General features: G+C 73.0%; 14 protein-coding genes. 11 read left to right on the top strand and 3 right to left on the bottom strand.

The features are described 5' to 3' along the window. Window positions 1-159: 159 nt before the first annotated feature. Window positions 160-1,380, bottom strand: coding sequence for an MFS transporter (locus tag C5507_RS07315; RefSeq protein WP_104527867.1), 1,221 nt, complete (start codon window positions 1,378-1,380; stop codon window positions 160-162). Between the two features lie 389 nt (window positions 1,381-1,769). On the opposite strand from C5507_RS07315, the gene ligM reads away from it, so the two are divergent. Beyond that, on the top strand, window positions 1,770-3,170 hold the full coding sequence (ligM, locus tag C5507_RS07310) for a vanillate/3-O-methylgallate O-demethylase (protein ID WP_104527866.1): 1,401 nt from the start codon (window positions 1,770-1,772) through the stop codon (window positions 3,168-3,170). 78 nt (window positions 3,171-3,248) lie between these two features. On the opposite strand, the gene C5507_RS07305 is transcribed toward ligM, so the two are convergent. Next, window positions 3,249-4,631, bottom strand: coding sequence for an FAD-binding oxidoreductase (locus C5507_RS07305; protein ID WP_104527865.1), 1,383 nt, complete (start codon window positions 4,629-4,631; stop codon window positions 3,249-3,251). 64 nt (window positions 4,632-4,695) lie between these two features. Here C5507_RS07305 and C5507_RS07300 point away from each other — a divergent pair, with 64 nt between their 5' ends. The 10 genes from C5507_RS07300 (at window position 4,696) to C5507_RS07255 (ending at window position 15,423) form a co-directional block, all read left to right on the top strand. Beyond that, complete coding sequence (locus C5507_RS07300; protein WP_104527864.1) at window positions 4,696-5,832, top strand: alpha-hydroxy acid oxidase; 1,137 nt, start codon at window positions 4,696-4,698, stop codon at window positions 5,830-5,832. A gap of 282 nt (window positions 5,833-6,114) precedes the next feature. Continuing rightward, window positions 6,115-7,056 (top strand): ABC transporter permease, encoded by a 942-nt coding sequence (locus tag C5507_RS07295; protein WP_207225666.1) that lies wholly within the window; start codon window positions 6,115-6,117, stop codon window positions 7,054-7,056. Then, window positions 7,053-7,838 (top strand): ABC transporter permease, encoded by a 786-nt coding sequence (locus tag C5507_RS07290; protein WP_104527863.1) that lies wholly within the window; start codon window positions 7,053-7,055, stop codon window positions 7,836-7,838. The genes C5507_RS07295 and C5507_RS07290 overlap by 4 nt, the downstream gene beginning before the upstream one ends. Before the next feature lie 21 nt (window positions 7,839-7,859). Continuing rightward, complete coding sequence (locus C5507_RS07285; protein ID WP_104527862.1) at window positions 7,860-8,642, top strand: ABC transporter ATP-binding protein; 783 nt, start codon at window positions 7,860-7,862, stop codon at window positions 8,640-8,642. Window positions 8,643-8,724: 82 nt separating this feature from the next. Next, window positions 8,725-9,717, top strand: a complete 993-nt coding sequence (locus C5507_RS07280; protein WP_104527861.1) for an ABC transporter substrate-binding protein — start codon at window positions 8,725-8,727, stop codon at window positions 9,715-9,717. A 78-nt stretch (window positions 9,718-9,795) separates the two neighbouring features. Continuing rightward, entirely contained in the window at window positions 9,796-11,484 is a 1,689-nt protein-coding gene (locus C5507_RS07275) for a thiamine pyrophosphate-binding protein (RefSeq protein ID WP_104527860.1), read from the top strand. A gap of 329 nt (window positions 11,485-11,813) precedes the next feature. Beyond that, window positions 11,814-13,415 carry an ATP-binding protein gene (locus tag C5507_RS07270; RefSeq protein WP_242610960.1) on the top strand — a complete coding sequence of 534 codons (1,602 nt, stop codon included), beginning with the start codon at window positions 11,814-11,816 and terminating at the stop codon, window positions 13,413-13,415. Beyond that, the gene (locus C5507_RS07265) at window positions 13,412-14,074 is read left to right on the top strand and encodes a response regulator (protein ID WP_104527859.1); all 663 of its coding nucleotides are present in this window, start codon (window positions 13,412-13,414) and stop codon (window positions 14,072-14,074) included. The genes C5507_RS07270 and C5507_RS07265 overlap by 4 nt, the downstream gene beginning before the upstream one ends. 156 nt (window positions 14,075-14,230) lie before the next feature. After that, a complete protein-coding gene (locus C5507_RS07260; protein ID WP_242610959.1) occupies window positions 14,231-14,518 on the top strand; it encodes a 2Fe-2S iron-sulfur cluster-binding protein in 288 nt (95 codons plus the stop codon). Between the two features lie 38 nt (window positions 14,519-14,556). Continuing rightward, window positions 14,557-15,423: an alpha/beta fold hydrolase gene (locus C5507_RS07255; RefSeq protein WP_104527857.1), complete on the top strand. Its 867-nt coding sequence runs from the start codon at window positions 14,557-14,559 to the stop codon at window positions 15,421-15,423. On the opposite strand, the gene C5507_RS07250 is transcribed toward C5507_RS07255, so the two are convergent. Continuing rightward, a complete protein-coding gene (locus C5507_RS07250; RefSeq protein WP_104527856.1) occupies window positions 15,410-16,462 on the bottom strand; it encodes a lysophospholipid acyltransferase family protein in 1,053 nt (350 codons plus the stop codon). The two genes, C5507_RS07255 and C5507_RS07250, sit on opposite strands and share 14 nt — an antisense overlap.

Below are 16,462 nucleotides of genomic sequence, written 5' to 3'. Positions count from 1 at the left end.
TCCGGGTGGGTCCCAGCCCGCCGGGGAACCTACGGACCCGACGTGAGATTGACAACGATTTTGGCGGGAAAGTTGCAGGGCCGTCACCAACGGATGTCCGGACGCCGGCTCCGCACGACGGTGCAGCACCGAGCTCCCGGTACACCGTCGCCACGCTCGTCACGGGGTCCGCTCGCCCCGTGGCAGCCCCAGGGCTCCCACCGCCACGAGACCCGCCAGGCCGACCAGGACGGCGGACTGGGCAGCCCCCTGACCGAGGGCCGTTCCCACCGCCACGACCAGCGGCGGACCGAGCAGCTGCCCCACGCCCGACCCCTGGGTCACCAGGCCGATGGCCGCACCGGCCGAGCCGGTACCCGCGGAGACGGCGGCCAGGCCGGCGAAGAGGGCCGAGGGCACCAGGCCCGCGACGAACGAGAACGCCATCGCCGAGGCGACCCGCAGGGCCGGCGGCAGCGCCGGGTCGAGCGCCCCCCACACGGTCACGGCCATGCCGACGCACCCGGTGAGAATGACCCATCGCAGCGGGGCTCCCCGGTGCAGCAGGTACGCGCCGAGGAGGTTGGCGGGTGCGTTCACCAGGAAGACGACGGCCCCCAGCACACCCGCGGCGGCCACGGAGAGCCCCTCGTCGGCGACGAGCGCGCTCGGCAGCAGCCCGACCACGGCCAGGTACTGCGCGGCGTAGAGGCCGAAGGCGACGGTGATGATCACGACCGACGGCGAGCGGATCGCCCCCAGCAGCCCGCCCAGCGACGGCCGCCGGCGCTCCGCGGAGGACGGCACCCAGCGCACCACGGCCAGCAGCACGACCGCCGCCAGGCAGGCGTCGGCGACCGACGCCCCCCGCCAGCCCACCAGGCCGATCGCGGGAGGGATGAGGAGCGCGGCCAGTCCTGAACCCACCGGCATGTAGGCACCCCACCCGCCGGCGACGAGCCGCCGGTGCGCCGGGCCGGACACCTCCGCGAGGAGGGGCGGCGCCGCGAGGATCACCATCACGAGCCCGAGACCCTCCCCCACCCGGGCCACCAGCAGGCCCGCCAGCGAGTCGACCGCAGCACCGCCCAGGTCGGCGACGACGATCGCGAGCAGGCCCAGCCGTACCTGCCGGCCGAACCCCACCGTCTGCCCCAGCCAACCCAGGAGGACACCGGCGGCCGCGCTCAGCAGGCTCACCGTGGAGAGGTACCAGGCCGCGGTGGTCGAGCTGAGCCCGAACTCGTCCTGGAGCACCGGGAGCGCCGCCGCGGCGCCACCGATCTGCGCGGCGGCGACCACCCCGGCGCCCATGAGGCCGGCCACGGCGCTCCACGACGTCGGCGCAGGGTCCGTCCCGGCCGCGAGCCGACCCCCCGGGCCGACCGGCCGTCGCGTCATCGCCTACCTCCTCCGTGGTCCGGACGCGGCCAATGTCGCCGATCCGAGCGCCGTCGTCGCTGCGGGAACCGCGGAGGGCCTGACTAATACGTCAAATGACCCGGGCGCCCCGTCATCCGACTCAGGCCGAGCGGCCGTATCGGCCGGGGCAGGGTGACGGATGCATGTGTCCTGGCACACCTCTGCGGCCCTACGCTGCAGGAGACCGGATGACACGCACTCGTCCGCCGGTGGATAGGCGGACCACATCCCGGACGAGGGGAGCCTCCACCGACTCCGGAGCTCGACGCTCCCCGGCCGGATCGCCCCCGCGAGCCGACCACCGGCCACCAGGCCATGGGCCGGCCCTCCCGGCCCGCAGAAGTGACACCCGACGAGAACGGACGGACATGACCGCGAAGAACCTGCAGGAGCTCCTCGACCAGAAGGGCGACACCGTCGGCCTGCTGCGCAACTCCCAGCTGGGCACCTACATCTACCCGGTGGTCCCCTCGGAGTTCACCAACTGGCGCCGCGAGCAGAAGGCGTGGCAGCAGACCGCCGTGCTCTTCGACCAGTCGCACCACATGTTCAACCTGTTCATGAAGGGCCCGGACGCCCTCAAGCTGATCTCCGACACCGGCATCAACAGCGTGGCCAACTTCCCGGTGAACATGGCCAAGCAGTTCGTCCCGGTCACCCCCGCCGGCAACGTCATCGGTGACGGCATCCTCTTCCACCTCGACGAGGACGAGTACGTCTACGTCGGCCGCGCGCCCGGCGCCAGCTGGCTGCAGTTCCAGGGTGAGACCGGCGGGTACGACGTCGAGATCCGCAACGACCCCCGTTCGCCGTCGCGGCCCTACGGCAAGGCCGTCACCCGCGACCTGTGGCGCTTCCAGATCCAGGGCCCCCGCGCCTGGGAGATCATCGAGAAGCTCAACGGCGGCACGGTCGAGCAGCTCAAGTTCTTCCGCATGGGCGAGATGACGATCGCCGGCGAGCGCGTGCGCACGCTGCGCCACGGCATGGCCGGCGCGCCGGGCCTGGAGATCTGGGGCCCGTACGAGAGCTACGACCGGATCCGGGAGGCCATCCTCGAGGCCGGTCGCGAGTTCGGCATGGAGCCCGTCGGCTCCCGCGCCTACTCCACCAACACCCTCGAGTCCGGCTGGATCCCCTCGCCGCTGCCCGCCATCTACACCGGGGAGGAGCTGCGCCCCTACCGCGAGTGGCTCGGCGCCGACAGCTACGAGGCCACCAACGCCATCGCCGGCAGCTTCGTGTCCGACGACATCGAGGACTACTACACCAACCCGTGGGAGCTCGGTTACGGCTCCTTCGTGAAGTTCGACCACGACTTCATCGGCCGGGACGCCCTCGAGGCCCTGGACAAGGACGCCCAGCGCCGCAAGGTCACCCTGGAGTGGAACTCCGAGGACCTCGCCACGCTGCTCGCCTCCCCGGTCGAGGGCGCCAAGTACCAGTTCTTCGACCTGCCGAACGCCAACTACGGGTCGTCGAACTTCGACCGGGTGATCGACGCCGACGGCACCGACCTCGGCGTCTCCATGTTCACCGGCATCTCGGCGAACGAGCAGAAGGGGCTGTCGCTGGCCACCATCAGCCCCGACGTGCCGCACGGCGCCGAGGTCAAGGTGGTCTGGGGCGAGCCCGGCGGCGGCAGCGAGAAGACCACCGTCGAGCCGCACGAGCAGTTCGAGGTCCGCGCGATCGTCAGCCCGGTCCCCTACGCCAAGATGGCGCGGGAGACCTACCAGGGCGGCTGGCGCACCGTCGGCAAGGCCTGATCCCTCAGGCTTCGGGCCGGGTCCCGACCGCAGGACGTCCTGCGGTCGGGGCCCGGCCCTCCTTGCACCTCCGACGGGCTACCAGAGCACGCCGGGGTTGAGGATGCCCAGCGGGTCCAGGGCGTTGCGGACCCGCTGCCCGAGCTCCATGACGTCCGGTCCCAGCTGGGCGGGCAGCGCCGAGCGCTTGGTCCGCCCGACCCCGTGCTCCCCGGTGATGGTGCCGCCGCAGTCGAGCGCCACCTGCAGGATCGCGGCGAACGCCGCCTCCGCACGTCGGCGGCCCTCCTGGTCGCCCGGCACGTGGACGATGGCCGGGTGCAGGTTGCCGTCCCCTGCATGCGCGAAGACCGGGATCTCCACCTGGTGCTCGCGCGCGATGGCCCCGATCCGCTCCATCGCGGTGGGCAGCCGGTCCACCGGCACGCAGATGTCCTCGGCCAGGACCGAGCCGCGGGCGTCGATCGCCGGCCCCGCGGCGCGGCGCGCCTCCAGGAACATGTCCCCCTCGGCCGGGTCGTCGGTGGCGAACACGCTGCGCGCCCCGGCCTCCTCGCAGCACCCCGCCATGACGGTGATCTCGTCCGTCCGCGCCGCGCCGGGCGCATCGGACTGCGCCACCAGGAGTGCGCCGGCCTCGCGGTCCAGGCCCATGGGCTGGAAGTCCTCCACCGCACCGATCGAGGCGGCGTCCATGAGCTCCAGCATCGCCGGGCGTACGCGCGCTCCCATGGCGACCACGGCCCACGCCGCGTCCCGGAGGTCGTCGAAGTAGGCCACCAGGGTCGCCGCCGGGCTCGGTGACGGGAGCAGCCGCAGGACCACCCGGGTGATCACGCCGAGGGTGCCTTCGCTGCCGACGAAGAGCTTCAGCAGCGGCAGTCCGGCGACGTCCTTGACGGTGCGGCCGCCGAGCGTGACCAGGCGTCCGTCGGCCAGCACGACGTCGAGACCCAGCACGTAGTCGCTCGTCACCCCGTACTTCACACAGCAGATGCCCCCGGCATCGGTGGCCACGTTGCCCCCGATCGAGGAGATCCGGAACGAACCCGGGTCCGGGGGGTACCAGAGCCCGTGTGGGGCGGCGGCATCCTTGACGGCAGCGTTGAAGGCTCCCGGCTCGACGACGGCGGTGCGGGTCGTCGGGTCGATCTCGATCCCGGTCATCCGCTCGGTGCTCAGCACCAGGCAGCCGTCCACCGCCGTCGCCCCCCCGGCCAGGCTGGTCCCCGCCCCGCGCGGCACGACCGGCACCCGGTGCTCCGCGGCCCAGCGGATCGTGGCCTGCACGTCCGCGGCCGAGCCGGCCCGCACGACGGCCAGCGGGGTCCCCGCGTCCGGCAACCGGGTCCAGTCGTGCCGATAGGCCTCCGTCGACGCCGGATCGGACAGCAGCGCTCCCGCCGTGAGCATCGTCCCCAACGACTCGATGCCAGGACCGCCGGTCACCGGGGAGCTCATGCCTCACGGAACCAGCCCCGGCCCGCCTGGCGCAAGCGACGGTGCGCCGGGGCAGGATGCTCGCGTGGGTCTGAACCGAGCGGTGAACCTGGCGGACGTCCGCGAGGCCGCGCGCCGGCGGCTGCCCCGTCCCGTGTTCGACACGATCGACGGGGGCGCGGACGACGAGAGGACCATGCGGCGGAACGAGGCCGCCTTCGAGGACCTGCTGATCAGTCCGCGACCGTTCGCCGACGTCGCCACCCGGAGCACGGCCACGACCGTCCTGGGCCGGTCGGTGTCGACCCCCGTGCTGCTCGCCCCGACCGGGGGCGCCCGGGTGGCTCACCGGCATGCCGAGCTGGCGGTGGCCGCCGCAGCCGCCACCCGGGACACGGTCTACGTGCAGAGCACGGTGACCAGCTACGCCCTGGAGGACGTCGCCTCGGTCGCGGACGGCCGGGCCTGGTATCAGCTCTACCTTCCCGAGCACAGGGCGCAGACGGCCGCCATGATCGACCGCGTCGCCGCCGCCGGCTACCAGGCCCTGGTGCTCACCGTCGACACCGCCGTCTTCGGAGGTCGGGAGCGGGACCGGCGCAACGGCACGGCGCTCCCCGTCCGCATCCGTCCACGACTCGCGCTGGAGGGCGCTGCCCGGCCGGGGTGGGCGCTGGACTTCATCCGGGGCGCGGTGCCCGGACCGTGGCAGCAGATCCGCGGACTGCCGGTGCGGGCCACCCAGGAGCAGATCCTGGCCTCCCCCTCCCCCGTCACGTGGGCCGATCTCCGGCAGGTGCGCGCGCTGTGGCACGGCCCGCTGGTGGTCAAGGGCGTCCTCGGCCCGGAATCGTGCGGCAGGATGATGGACGAGGGCGTCGACGCCGTGATCGTCTCCAACCACGGCGGCCGCCAGCTGGACGGCGTGCCGGCGACGATCGAGGCGCTGCCGGCCGTCGTCGACGCCGTGGCCGGGCGCGCCGAGGTGCTCCTCGACGGTGGCGTGCGCCGCGGCACCGACGTCCTGAAGGCACTGGCCCTGGGCGCCAGGGCGGTACTGGTCGGCCGTCCCTACCTCTTCGGGCTCGCCGCCGGAGGGCAGGCCGGCGTCGAGAAGGTGCTCGACCTGCTGCATCTCGAGCTGGATCGCGCCATGGCTCTCGCCGGGTGTGCCACCGTGGAGGACATCGACCGGCGCCTGGTGACACGCGCTCGGGGCTGACCGCCCTCCCGCGCCCGGCGGGTCGGTCCGGGGCACCGTACGACGCATCCCCAGAATGCCACCGCTCCACCCGGCACGAACCCGTGAGACGCGCCTCGCCGGGGGCACGTGCGTCAAATGACCCGGACGCCCCGCCCCAGGAGACGCACTCCGTAGCACCGGACCGACCACGAAAGGCCGTCGGAAGACTGTGTCGTGGCACACTCCCCGCCCCTACGCTGGGCCCGACAGTGACGCCGTTCACCACCGTGGGAGCGTCTGAGGGCTCGCGACGGGAGGCTTGTGACCAGGTCCAGCCGGGAAGTCGACCCAGCACAGTCGTCAGGCCGCGGTGCGGCCAGGTCCGCGACCGCTGACGACGGTCCGCCGGGAGCGGCCGTCGGGCAGGCGACGGCGGATGCGGCGGCGCCGGGGCCCGCCGACACCCGGCGCGCCGGTGCGAACCAGGGACGCCGACGCCCATCGGACTGGCTGCTGCCGCTGACCGGAGTCGCGGTCGCCATCCTGATCTTCGAGCTCGCGCCCCGGACGGGGTTCGTCGACCAGCGCTTCCTGCCACCCGCGTCGGAGATGTTCACCGCCCTCTGGGCGCGGGTCGCCGACGGCAGCCTGTGGCAGCCGATCGGCCAGACCCTCCAGGGCTGGAGCCTCGGCCTGGGCACCGCGATGCTGATAGCGCTGCCGCTGGGCATCCTCATCGGGTCGGTGTTCCTGCTGTTCATGTCCACCCGGACGATCGTGGAGTTCCTCCGGCCGATCCCGTCCGTGGCGCTGATCCCGCTCACCGCTCTGGTCTTCGGCGCCGGCCTCGAGGGCAAGTGGTTCCTCGCCGCCTTCGCCGCTACCTGGCCGATCCTGCTGCAGACCCTCTACGGCGTCCGGGACGTCGACCCGGTCGCCATGGAGACGGCCCGCTCCTTCGGCATCAGGACGCCCGAGCGGCTGTGGCGGGTGGTACTGCCCAGCGCCCTCCCGTACGTCGTCACCGGGATCCGCATCTCCTCGGCGGTCGCTCTGATCCTGGCGGTGACCGTCGAGCTGGTCCTGGGCGCACCCGGCCTCGGCCAGGAGATCAACATCGCCCGGCAGAGCGGTGCCGTGGCCAGCATGTACGCGCTGATCATCGTGACCGGCCTCATCGGCTGGGTCCTCAACATCGCCCTGTCCGCCGTCGAGCGACGGCTGCTGCACTGGCACGCGTCCCAGCGGGAGCGCAACCGATGAACGAGACCAGCCGGCCGATCCGCGTGCTCGGAGTCGGCCTCGAAATCGCCGTGCCGATCGCCGTCCTGGCGGTGTGGGCGCTGTTGTCGGCCGAGAGCACGAACTTCTACTTCCCTCCGCTCGTCGACATCTTCCGCGCGTTCGGCGACACGTGGCTCTTCGAGCGGGTCGGCACCGACGTGCTGCCCAGCCTGGGCCGGCTCTTCACCGGCTACGCGATCGCCGTGGTGTCCGCAGTGGTGATCGGGGTGGCGCTCGGCTCGTCCCGGACGCTCGGCCGGATGGTCGACCCGGTCGTGCAGTTCCTGCGGGCGATCCCGGCCCCGGTCCTCATCCCGGCCGGCATCCTGCTCCTGGGGGTCGGCTCGGGGATGAAGGTGGCGCTGATCGCCTTCGTCTGCGTGTTCCCCGTCCTGCTCAACACGATCGACGGCGTGGCGGGCGTCGACCCGTCCCTCCGGGAGACGGCCCGCAGCTTCCAGATCCCCTGGCGCGAGCGGCTGTTCCGCGTCGTGCTGCCCTCGGCATCGCCGCAGATCTTCGCCGGCGCGCGGATCAGCCTCTCCCTGGCCGTGATCATGATGGTCGTCTCCGAGATGGTGGGCAGCACCAACGGCATCGGCTACTTCGTGCTGCAGTCCCAGCGCACCTACGCCATCACCGAGATGTGGGCCGGGATCTTCCTGCTGGCCATCCTCGGCTACGTGCTCAACGTCCTGTTCCTGCTCGTCGAGCGTCGAGTCCTCCGCTGGCACCGCGGTGCCCGCGCGGGCGCCGGCTGACCCCGCGGAGGTAGTCCAGAAATGCTGCGTGTCGAGAACCTCCGGAAGGTCTACCAGGAGGGCACCAAGCGGGCCTTCGAGGCGTGCGCCGACCTGACCTTCGAGGTCAAGGAGCGTGAGCTCGTCTGCATCGTCGGCCCGTCGGGTGCCGGCAAGACGACTCTGCTCAAGATGATCGCCGGGCTGCTGACGCCCACGTCGGGCGTTGTCTACCTCGACGACGAGAAGGTGACCGGTCCCCCGGAGAAGATGGCCCTGGTCTTCCAGGACTACTCGCGGTCGCTGTACCCCTGGATGACCGTCGAGGAGAACGTCGCCTTCCCGCTCAAGCACCGCAAGCTCGGCAAGGCCGAGACCTCCGAGCTGATCCGGGACACGCTGCAGTCGGTGGGCCTGGCCGGTGCGGGCAAGAAGTACCCCTGGCAGCTGTCGGGCGGCATGCAGCAGCGCGTGGCCATTGCCCGCGCGCTCGCCTACCAGCCCGAGATCCTGCTGATGGACGAGCCGTTCGCCTCCGTCGACGCGCAGACCCGCGCGGATCTCGAGGACCTGGTGCTGGAGCTGCGGGCCCGGTACGGCGTCACGGTGGTCTTCGTCACCCACGACATCGACGAGTCGGTGTACCTCAGCGACCGGGTGATCGTCCTGACGCCCTCCCCCACGCGCGTCCAGGAGATCGTGGACGTCCCGCTCCCCCGGCCGCGCGACCAGGTGGAGACCAAGGAGCTGGCCGAGTTCTCCCACCTGCGGGCCTACGTCTGGCGTTCCATCAAGCGCCCCGAGACCGCCGACGTCCCCGCATAGACCGCCGTACGGCTCGTCGGTCCGCCGAACGCGCCGATCCGGTGCCACACCTGCCGCACCACCCCTCTGAGAAGGAGAGCCGATGAGCCACCGTCCGTTCACCCGCCGCACCACCTCCGCGGTCGCCGGTCTGGCCGTGGTCGCCCTCGCGGCCACCGGCTGCGGCGGCGACGACGCCGACACCGGAGGAGGGGGCGGCGCAGCCGAGACGGCGACGATCCGGGTCGGCACTCTCCCCATCGCCAACGCCGCCGCCATGTACCTGGGCATCCAGGAGGGCTTCTTCGAGGAGGAGGGCCTCGAGGTCGAGCAGACCGTCCTGCAGAGCGGCAACGAGATCATCACCGGGATGGTGGCCGGCGACTACGACTTCGGCTTCGTCGGCTACATCTCCGCCGGCATCGCCGCGGCCCGCGGCGTGCCGGTCTGCGTGGCCACCGCGAGCGACGCCACGGGCACCACGCCCGAGGACGACTGGCAGGTCCTGGTCGCCGCCGGCGACAGCCCCATCCAGAGCGCCGCGGACCTGGAGGGCAAGACCATCAGCGTCAACGGCCTGGGCGGTGTCGCCGAGGTGATGCTCAAGGCCGCCATGGACCAGGAGGGCGCCGACTGGCGGACCGTCGAGCTCATCGAGGTGCCGTTCCCGGAGGTGCCCGCAGCCGTCCAGGCCGGGCGGATCGACGCCGGCTACACCTCCGAGCCGTTCGTGACGACCGTGCTGGACCAGGGGGGCAAGGTGGCCTTCGCCCCGCAGTCGGCCATTGCTCCAGAATACCCGAACGGGTCCTACGCGACCAGTCAGCAGGCCTTCCAGGAGGACCCGGAGCTGATGGAGCGGTTCGAGGCGGCCATGACGCGGTCGCTCGACTTCGCGCGGGAGAACCCGGACGCGATCCGGGAGATCATCCCGACCTACACGAAGATCCCCGCTGACGTCGCCGACCGGATGCGCCTGCCGGTGTACCAGTCGGAGCTGAAGGTCGACGAGATCGACGAGCAGATGGGCTTCCTTGAGGAGTACGAGATCGTCGACGAGGCGCCCTCCGCCGACGAGCTCATCTGCGGCGACTGACCGGTTCCGCCGCACCCGGGCCCGGCCCGGGCGCGGCGGGCCGACCGCACCACCCACCCCATCGAGAGGACCTCCACCGTGCGCGTAGCCGAAGCGATCGGCCGAGAACTGGGACGTCTGGGCCTGGACCAGGTGTTCGGCGTGGTCGGTAGCGGCAACTTCCACGTGACCAACGCCCTCGTCAGCTCCGGGGCCCGGTTCGTGGCCACGCGTCACGAGGCCGGCGCCGCGATCATGGCCGACGCGTACGCCCGCACCACCCAGCGCGTGGCGGCCGTGACCGTCCACCAGGGGTGCGGCCTGACCAACGCGCTGACCGGCATCACCGAGGCGGCCAAGAGCCGCACCCCGCTGCTGGTGCTGGCCGCGGACACCGCCGGCTGGAACACGCTCTCGAACTTCAACATCGACCAGCCGGCCGTGCTGCGCGGGCTGGGCGTCCATTCCGAGACGATCACCTCTCCGCGCACCGCCGTGCAGGAGGCCGTGCGGGCCTTCCGGCGTGCTGCGGTGGACCGCCGGACCGTCGTGCTCAACCTGCCCCTGGACATCCAGGACGCCGAGGTGCCCACCGACGCGCTCCCGCCGCTGACGCCCCCGGTGCTGGAGCCGGCCGTCGCCGGCCCGCGCTCGATCGAGGCCCTGGCCGACCTGCTGCGCACCGCGTCGCGGCCGGTGCTCATCGCCGGCCGGGGCGCCCGGTTGTCGGGTGCCCGGGAGGTGCTCGCCGAGCTGGGCGACGTCAGCGGGGCCCTCCTCGCGACCTCGGGCGTCGCTCGGGGACTGTTCGAGGGTCTCGAGTGGTCCGTCGACGTCTCCGGCGGGTTCTCCACGCCGATGGCCGCCGACCTGATCAGCTCCGCGGATCTCGTCGTCGCCTGGGGCGCCTCGCTCAACGTCTGGACGCTGCGGGCAGGCGAGCTGCTGAACCCCGACGCCACGGTGGTCCAGATCGACGAGGACCCGGCCGCGATCGGCACGCACGTGCGGGTCGACCTCGGGATCGTCGGCGACGTCCGGACCACCGCCGCGGCAACCGTCGAGAGCCTGCGTGCCCGGCCCCGTACGTCCCCGGGGTGGCGGACGACGGAGGTGCAGGAGCGGATCCGCGCCGGGTACCGCTGGCGCGACGAGCCCTACACGGACACCAGCACCGACGAGCTCATCGACCCGCGGACGCTCACCACCGCGCTGAACGAGATCCTGCCCCGGGAGCGGGTGGTCGCCATCGACGGCGGCAACTTCAACGGCTACCCGGCGATGTTCCTCGATGTGCCGGACGAGCGCGGATACCTCCTGACGCTGGCGTTCCAGTCCATCGGACTGGGCATCTCCACCGCGATCGGCGGAGGGTTGGCGTCCCCGGGCCGGGTCGCCGTCGCCGGCGTCGGCGACGGGGGCTTCATGATGAGCCACGTCGAGCTGGACACCGCCGTCCGCACCGAGGTGCCCCTGGTGGTGCTCGTCTACAACGACCACGCCTACGGCGCGGAGGTCCACCACTTCGGCCCGGAGGGTCACCCGCTCCACCTCGTCGAGTTCCCCGAGACCGACATCGCCGCGATCGCGCGCGGTTACGGCTGCGAGGCGGTCACGGTGCGGACCGTCGACGACCTCAAGGCGGTGCGCGACTGGGTGGAGGGCTCCCGCCGGCGACCGCTGGTGATCGACGCCCGGATCACCGACTTCGCCTCGTGGATGATCGCGCACTCGTTCGCCGGCGAGAGCGCGGAGGACACCGGCCGCGACGACGACCCGGCGCACTGACCTCGGCACCACCGACGGGATCCGACGAACGCCCGTCCCTGGCCACCAGCAGCCCGGCGTGCCGCACTGCGCCGGCGTCTGCGTGGTGTGGTGGGAGCCCGAGCCGAACGAGCAGCTCCATGTCCGCGCCACCGTCGAGCCGAGCCTCGCGGCACGATGTGGCACCGGCCCGGGCCGACCACGACACATCCCGCGGTCGTGACGCCGTCCTTCGTCGCGTCCTCCGGCCCGTGCGAGGGATGCGTCCCCCCTGATCGGGCCGGAGTCCCCGGGCCGTGGGTCACAATGACGGCGCCGATCACCGTGTGATCCGCGGCGGAGAGGAGGCGATGATGCAGCTCGACGTGCGGTCCACCCCCGGGGCCACGTCCGCGGGCGCCGCTCCCGGCGACGTGTTCGAGCACGTGCTGGAGGGGCTGGCGGTCATCGACGCCGAGGCCCGGTTCGTCGAGGCGAACCCCGCCGCCCGCGCGCTGTGCGGGTTGCCGGCCGGCACCGTCGCCGGGATCCGCTCGCCGTTCCCGGCGCCTGCCTCCACTCCCCCGGCGGGTTCCTCCGGCCTCGGCGAGGCCACCGTCGAGTGGCCGGCCGGACCGGGCGTCCGTCGCGAGTTCGCCTACCTGGTCAACCGGATCCCCGGCCGGGACGAGTGGGTGGTGTCCTTCCGGGACGTCACGCTCAGCCGGCAGCGCCAGCGGCGCCTGACCGCGATCGCCAAAGCGGCGTCCAGCGTGGCGACCAAGCGCTCCCTCGTCGGCACGCTCGAGGCCCTGGCCCGCGAGGTGGCGCGGACCGACTCGCTCGCCGGGGTCCAGGTGCTCACGGTGAACTCGACGGGCGACCGGCTGCACGTCATGGGCGCGGCCGGGTTCGTCCGGACGCCGGACTTCTTCGACAAGCTCGTGGCGTGCCGCGCCCGCGGTGCCCGGCTGGTGATGCTGGACGCGCTGCAGAGCCGCAAGCCGCTGGTGCTGGCCGACCGGTACGACGCGGTGATGCAGGACCCGGCCTGGGCCCCGCTGCACGAGATGATGGGCAATCCCAAGTGGGACTGGTTCGCCAGCGTCCCGCTGCTGGCCCGCGGCGAGCCGGTCGGCATCCTGAACGCCTTCTTCGCCCCGGGGCAGACGGTCGGCGACAGCGAGCTGGAGTTCCTGCTCGCCATGGCCGAGCAGGCCGCGATGGCCGTCGACCACGCCGCGCTGCTGGAGCGCGAACGGGACGTCGCCAGTCGAGAGGCCCGCCAGCAGCTCGCCCGCGACCTGCACGACTCGGTCGTCCAGCAGGTCTTCTCGATGATGATGCAGGCGCGATCGCTGGGTGTGCTGGTGGAACGCGGGCTGCCACCGGCGCCGGAGAGGATCGCCCAGGTGGCCGACGACCTGAGCAGCAGCGCCGAGGACGTGCTGGCCGACCTCCGCGGCATGGTGGTCGAGCTGCGCCCGGCGACCGGCACCGGGCGCGGGCTCACCTCCGCCCTGCGCAGCCTGGTCGAGACCACCGGCGCCCGGACCGGCGTGGCGGCCTCCCTCGAGGTCGAGGACCCCGCCGGGGAGCTGACCGGGCTGGACGCCGACCTGCTGGAGGACGTCTACCGGATCGTCGCCGAGGCCGTGCACAACAGCGTCAAGCACGCTTCCGCGAGCACGATGCGCGTCCGGGTGGCGGTGACAACGCACGGCAGCCGGCGGCGCCTGGTCGCCGAGGTGCGCGACGACGGCTGCGGGATCGGCGAGCAGGCGGGCGCCCGCGACGGCAGCTCGCCGGCGGGCGGCTTCGGCATGACCGCGATGCGCGAGCGGGCCGCCCGCTGGGGCGGCGTGGTGCGGGTGCGCGAGCTGCCCTCCGGCGGGACACGGGTCCACCTGACCCTCCCGCTGCTCGCCTCCCTGCCCACGAACACCCCCGACGACGAGGAGCCCACCCCATGACCGGACCGCAGCCGATCCGGGTGCTCGTGGTGGACGACCACGCGGTCGTGCGCCGCGGCGTGGTCGCCTACCTCGAGGCGCTCGAGGACGTGGAGGTGGCCGGCGAGGCGGGCAACGGCCAGGAGGCCCTGGACTTCCTGGGGCGGGCCGCCTCGCACGGTGAACTGCCGGACGTCGCCCTCATGGACCTGCAGATGCCGGGGATGGACGGCGTCACGGCGACCCAGGAGGTCCTCCGCCGGTTCCCCGGCGTGCGGGTGGTGATCCTGACCAGCTTCGGCGAGGTCGAGCGGGTGCACGCGGCGCTCGAGCGGGGCGCGTCGGGCTACCTGCTCAAGGACGCCGGCCCGGCCGAGGTGCACGCGGCCCTGCGCGCTGCCGTCCGCGACGAGGTCTTCCTCGACGCGGCCGTGACCCGTCGGTTGACGCAGGAGATCCGGTCGCCCCGCACCGGGCTCGGCGTGCTGACGGCACGGGAGAAGGAGGTCCTGGTGCTGATCGCCGAAGGCAGGTCGAACAAGGACATCGCCCGGCACCTGGTCATCAGCGAGCGCACCGCCCGGACCCACGTGAGCCACCTGCTCACCAAGATGGGGCTCACCTCGCGGACCCAGGCAGCGCTCCTCGCCGTCAAGGAGGGACTCGTCCAGCCCCGGTGACGCACCGCGTCAGATGTCCTACCGTCGGCGCGACGTCTGGCGACCGGGAAGCCGCGTCACCTGCGCGATCCGCACCTCGTGCGGCGCTCGTAGCGTCTCGGCCAGGAGGCCGTCACTTCCCGCCCGCGCCTCCTGCCCGCACGCAGGGAGGACCGCGTGACCGACCCGGCCGAGCAGCGCGACCACCTGGAGGTGGTCTGCGAGACCACCGGGACCGTGCTGGAGGTCCCACCGGGCACGTCGATCCTGGAGGCGGCACGGCAGGCCGGCCTGGAGGTGACGGCCCAGTGCGCGGACGGGCTGTGCGGGGCGTGCGAGACCTGGGTGCTCGAGGGCCGGCCGGACCACCGCGACACGCTCCTCGGCCCGGAGGACCGGACCTTCGGCGACACCATGCTCATCTGCGTCTCGCGGGCCTCGACCCGGCTGGTGCTGGACCTCTGACCGCGCGGCCGCGCCGTCGGCTTCGCTAGGTTGGGCCGGTGCCCCGCAGCCACCCCGTCGACGGGTTCTCCCTGGCCTACGACCGCTCCGGGAGCGGAGCCCCCGTCCTGCTCCTCCACGGCTGGCCCGGCGACCGGACCGACCACCGGCTGGTCGTGCCGCTGCTGACCGACGTCGCCGACGTCGTGGTGCCCGACCTGCGCGGCTTCGGCGAGTCGGACGCGCACGTGGCCGACCCCGAGGTGGCCTACACCGCCGATGCCCAGGCACGCAGCCTGGCCGGGCTCCTGGACGAGCTCGGGCTCGGGCCGGTCGTCCTGGCCGGGTACGACATCGGCAGCCGCATCGCGCAGACCTTCGCCCGGCTGCACCCCGAGCGCGTCCGCGCGCTGGTCGTCGCTCCCCCGCTGCCCGGCGCCGGGCAGCGCCTGCTCTCCGCGGACGTCGTGCGGGAGTTCTGGTACCAGTCCTTCCACCGGCTGGAACTGGCCGAGCGGCTGCTGGACGGCGACCGCGGTGCCGTCCGCACCTACCTCGAGCACTTCTGGACGCACTGGTCCGGGCCCGGGTTCACCCCGGCCCCGGCCGACCTCGACCGGCTCGCCGACGGCTACGGCCGGCCCGGGGCGTTCACGGCCTCGATCGGCTGGTACCGGGTCGGGCCGGGCATCCTGACCCGCGGTCTCGCCGAGCAGGCGCCCGACCGCGCCGATCGCCTCGCCACACCGGTCCACGCCCTCTGGCCGGCGCACGACCCGCTGTTCCCGGCGGCGTGGGGTGACCGGCTCGACGAGTTCTTCGCCGACGTCACGCTGACGGCCGTGCCCGACTCCGGGCACTTCCTCCCGCTGGAGGCACCCGAGCCGTACGCCGCCGCCATCCGCGCCGCCGTCAGCGGAGGCTGACCGGCGGGTCCTCCGCTCGCTGCTGCTGCGTGGTCCGGATCCAGCAGTCGACGGTGTCCCACCAGGAGTACAGCCACTCCCGGAGCTCGGCGTCGTCCGCGGGCACGTCCGCGGCCGGCACGAACCACCACCGCAGGTGCAGGGTCTTGTCCATGGGCAGGCCCCGCCACAGGTCCCGTGCCGTGCTCAGGTGCTCCAGCCCGGTGTGCGCGACGAACACGACGTCGGCGTGCGGAGCCGCCCGCAGGGCCGCGGTGACGCCCGCCGGCCGCGGTGGCAGCAGGTGCTGCAGGGCCTCCGCCCGGCGCACCGCCGATGCGAGGGACCGGTCCCGCAGCCGCTGGATGGCCCGGAACCGGCGCTGCGGGGTGAAGTTCGCACCCTCTGGGAAGATCAGCAGCGCGTCCTCCTCGCCCAGGTCGCGGGCGAGGTCCGCGACCGCCTCCGCGGCCCGCGCTCGTCCGGCGGGGTCGGACGCGACGAAGGAGTTCGGCAGCCGGTTGAGGTAGACGTCGATCAGCGGGTCCAGCTGCAGGACGTCCTTGAGCACGATCCGCGGCTGCCGCAGGTGGTCGCGGTTCATCAGGGTGTGCACCAGCAGCAGCGAGTCGCCCGGGCCGGCGTGCCGGGACAGCACCACCATGGCGTTCGTCGAGCCGGGCACCCCGTCGTCGAGCGGTGACCAGGACGTCCCGTCGGTCACGATCCGGAGCGCGAACAGCCGCTGCGCCGCAGCCATGACCGCGTCGAGGACGAGTCGCAGCACGGTGTAGTGCGCCCGCCGGGACCGCGCCGTGCCCAGCCGGCGGCCGAAGCCGGCGAGCACCCACAGCACCCCCGCCGCCACGAGCGCGAGGACCTCCACCGCGAGGTACACCAGCGCGAAGCACAGCAGCCGCAGCGCCCGCCACCGGCCGGGCAGGAACGCCGAGGAGATCGCCGCTCCGACGACGAGGACGGGCAGGGCGAGCACCGCGGCCACGAGGGTGCCGAGCAGGAGCAGTCCGCCGAGCCGGCGCACCGGGCGCGGGGGGAGCAC

The organism is Blastococcus saxobsidens (genome assembly GCF_002938435.1).
GTDB lineage: Bacteria > Actinomycetota > Actinomycetes > Mycobacteriales > Geodermatophilaceae > Blastococcus > Blastococcus saxobsidens.
This window is presented reverse-complemented; position numbering and strand designations above follow the sequence as displayed.